Origin of the sequence: Borreliella spielmanii (assembly GCF_014201705.1) — a bacterium.
GTDB lineage: Bacteria > Spirochaetota > Spirochaetia > Borreliales > Borreliaceae > Borreliella > Borreliella spielmanii.
Genome location: NZ_JACHFA010000021.1, coordinates 1 through 2,965 on the forward strand (window position 1 = coordinate 1; position 2,965 = coordinate 2,965).

At 32.5% G+C, this 2,965-nt stretch carries 6 protein-coding genes; all 6 read right to left on the bottom strand.

Annotated elements, in window-relative coordinates; all coding sequences use genetic code 11:
* Positions 1–226: DUF792 family protein (locus HNR35_RS05600; protein WP_183224514.1), on the bottom strand; the 226-nt coding region annotated here is incomplete at its 3' end.
* 11 nt (positions 227–237) lie between these two features.
* On the bottom strand, positions 238–1,533 hold the full coding sequence (locus HNR35_RS05605) for a DUF759 family protein (RefSeq protein ID WP_183224516.1): 1,296 nt from the start codon (positions 1,531–1,533) through the stop codon (positions 238–240).
* 7 nt (positions 1,534–1,540) lie between these two features.
* Complete coding sequence (locus HNR35_RS05610; RefSeq protein WP_183224518.1) at positions 1,541–1,777, bottom strand: DUF1322 family protein; 237 nt, start codon at positions 1,775–1,777, stop codon at positions 1,541–1,543.
* Positions 1,774–2,220 carry a DUF1473 family protein gene (locus HNR35_RS05615; protein WP_183224520.1) on the bottom strand — a complete coding sequence of 149 codons (447 nt, stop codon included), beginning with the start codon at positions 2,218–2,220 and terminating at the stop codon, positions 1,774–1,776. The genes HNR35_RS05610 and HNR35_RS05615 overlap by 4 nt, the downstream gene beginning before the upstream one ends.
* A 15-nt stretch (positions 2,221–2,235) precedes the next feature.
* The gene (locus tag HNR35_RS05620; protein WP_006434258.1) at positions 2,236–2,664 is read right to left on the bottom strand and encodes a DUF1463 family protein; all 429 of its coding nucleotides are present in this window, start codon (positions 2,662–2,664) and stop codon (positions 2,236–2,238) included.
* A 13-nt stretch (positions 2,665–2,677) separates the two neighbouring features.
* A partial coding sequence (locus HNR35_RS05625; RefSeq protein WP_183224522.1) for a DUF787 family protein occupies positions 2,678–2,965 on the bottom strand: 288 nt, incomplete at its 5' end.

Here is a 2,965-nt window from a genome sequence, read left to right on the forward strand (position 1 = left end):
GATCAAGCCTAGGAAATAGTACTAAAAAGTTATCTGCTCCAAAAAGAGCAAATATTTGAGTTGCTACATCTTTTATTATTTGAAAAATCTCTTCACAAGACATTTCCCCTTCTTTTTTATTTTTGCAATTGTCACTATTTGCATTTATAATACCTGTAGAATTCTCTTTTTCTAAAGGCGATATTGTTTTAGTTTTATTGACAATATTTTTATTGTTAATATCCATAAATTACCTTTTTACTTTCTGTTAAACCAATTTAAAAGCTTTCTAAATCCCGGTATGCTATCAATAATCTTATTGATTATCCCGTTGATTGCATCAGATATGGAACCTAAAGCACTTTGAATCGCGAGGCTTATAATTCCCGTAATCCCCTCTTTATTATACGTTTTGATCATGTTTTCGACCCAATCAATTATTTTTGAAGCACCCTCAAGCACTGGTTGCATACCCGTAGCGGTCACATTCTTAAGAGATTGCTCTAATCTGGTTAAATTGCTATCAAGCTTTTCCTTCTCATCAGCATGTTTTGTAAGTCCGAAATTTTTGTAATCATAGGCCACTTCTGCAAGTTTTTTAAATCTAAAGTTAAAATCTTTGGACCGAACGTCCCTTTCATAGTTATCCTGGGCTTGTATAGTATATTTTGAGCCTACTTTTGAGGCCGACATCATTTTATAAAGTGTTCCTCCGTATCCTCTAATGTACTCATCAATAGCTGCTGCGGCCTCTTGCATGCTATATTGACCGCTAGATACAAAATCAGCCATAAGCTCTCCCGTCAATTTCAATCTCTCATCAGTCAGCTGTTTCATGCTTGTTAGAGTGCCCTTAATAAGAGAAAATTGCCGCAAAAACTCTTCTTTTTCTATGTCACGCTCGAATCCTTTTCTATTATTAAAAATTCCCCCAGTAATATTTCCGTCTTCATCTTTTTTCCCCATAAATAATGCGCGTTGTTTTTCTGTATAAAACGCACTATTGAGGTGTTGTGCTTTTCTAGCTTTAGAAACCTCTTCAACCGATTTTTTAATCCATCCTGTAATAAATCCAAAAAACCCGCCCCCAACTTTACTTATAGCGTTACCAATAACATTTCCCAGGGCGCTACCTATTGCAATTTTGGCAACAAGTCCTTTTCCTTGAGAGGCCGCGAGCATTTTACTTTTTGCTTTTGATTCTTTTGCAAGTTCTTTATACTCAAGGCGCCTTTTATCTCTATCAGACATTAAGGATCTTTTAAAAGCCTCTTTTCTAGCTTTTTCAAAACCCATACCCTGTTTTATAAGCTTTTTAGTTTGTGTTAGCCTGTATTTCTCAACACGCTCTCTTAAGCTTTCAAATTTAGATTGTTTGCTTAATTCTTTTTTCTTATCCGACAAATTATTTTTTACAATATCTTTAGTACTACCCAAACTAGATTTTTTAGGTTTAAGATATTTTTCCATTTTGGTAATATCTTGTTCGATAGCCTTTTTTGTTGCAGCATGATCAAGAACGCCTTTAAATTTAATGGTAAATTTGTCGCCCATTAAGCCCTCATTTGCTTAAAATTAATTCGTACAATTCTTTTTCTAATTTAATATCAGCAAGTCGATTGACTTCTAAAAGCTCATCATAAGGCAATTTCTTAACCGTGTCGTACGAGCAAATATTCATAATCACTGGGAAATAGTATTTATCGTTTTTTATTTCGTCAAGCAAGTTAAAATACTTTTTTCTGCTCTCATTTAGATTTGCAATAGCTTTATCAATCTCTTTATTTATTTTCCTCATTTAGCAACCAGCTCGTTAGAATTTGATGTAAGTGACGAAGTTACTTTTTCATAATTAAAATTATCATCGATGTAGTCAAAAGTGACAAAATCACCAACGTTATTTTCATATTCACTCAAATATACCAAAGCGGGGTTTTTTAGATCATTGTCTATATGAAAAGTATTGAATTGCGCAGTGTAAATAATAGCAACAAGATAGTCTTTATAGTAGGAAATAAATTCTCTATTTGAATCTAGAATTACATAGAATTCGTCTAAAAATTTTGGACTTATCATTAAGCTTGTAATTTCTCTTAAGTATTTAACTTCATTAAGCTTATAAATAGCGTCGCTTTGATTAAATCCAAGTACTCTATCCCATTCATAGACTGGTAATACTCTAAGTGGGTATTCATAGGTTTTATTTTTAGTTAAAATTTTCATTTTATATCTCATTATCATAGAAAAACTCCCCCTTTAAGTTTTATTTGGATGTGTTTTTTGGCAATTAATAGCTCTAATCTCAAAAGTCACTTTTTCAGCTTCAGCTGAATAACTTCTTGAGGGTTCTTCAGTGAAAATTGCATGGTTAGAAATAATTTTGGTAGCAATTCTATCATTGAATGCTAAATCAAGCATCTTATCATCTTTGCCAACATCCATGTTATAAAATTGATCGTCTGAAATTTCAGTTAATGCAATATAGTCATGACTACCTAGTGTGACTTCAATGTTGAAAATATAAGTTATGGTTTTAGGATCCCTCAAGCTTATTACTGGAAATCCCTTGTCTTCAGAACTCACCACTGCTCTTGTTGTAGGCTCGCTTGTAAGTTCTAGTTTTCCACTATGTAGTTGTCTACCACCAATTGAAAAATAAACTTCTCTTAAATCATAAAATTGCATAATTTTTAACTCCTTATACGTTTAAACTATTTTGATAATCAACTATATCTTGAGAAGTAATTACTACAGCAACAGCATTAATACTAAAGTTATAAGTAATATTCACACTAAGTTCTAATTTAAGCTGTTTAGTGCCCGATAGGGTAAGTTTTAAGTCTTTGTATTCTACAATCAGTCCCCTATCGATAAACCGTTTTAGTAGACATTCAATTGCTGAAGTATATGCATTGTCCCGAGCTCCACTAAGTTGTAGTGCAGATAATTTACTGTTTTGTCTATTGTTTTTATTCCAAATTCGAAT

Bases quoted from the DNA above. Each gene is read 5' to 3' on its own strand.
- HNR35_RS05610 (WP_183224518.1), bottom strand. From the start codon at position 1,777: ATGAGGAAAATAAATAAAGAGATTGATAAAGCTATTGCAAATCTAAAT.
- HNR35_RS05615 (WP_183224520.1), bottom strand. From the start codon at position 2,220: ATGATAATGAGATATAAAATGAAAATTTTAACTAAAAATAAAACCTAT.
- HNR35_RS05620 (WP_006434258.1), bottom strand. From the start codon at position 2,664: ATGCAATTTTATGATTTAAGAGAAGTTTATTTTTCAATTGGTGGTAGA.
- HNR35_RS05605 (WP_183224516.1), bottom strand. From the start codon at position 1,533: ATGGGCGACAAATTTACCATTAAATTTAAAGGCGTTCTTGATCATGCT.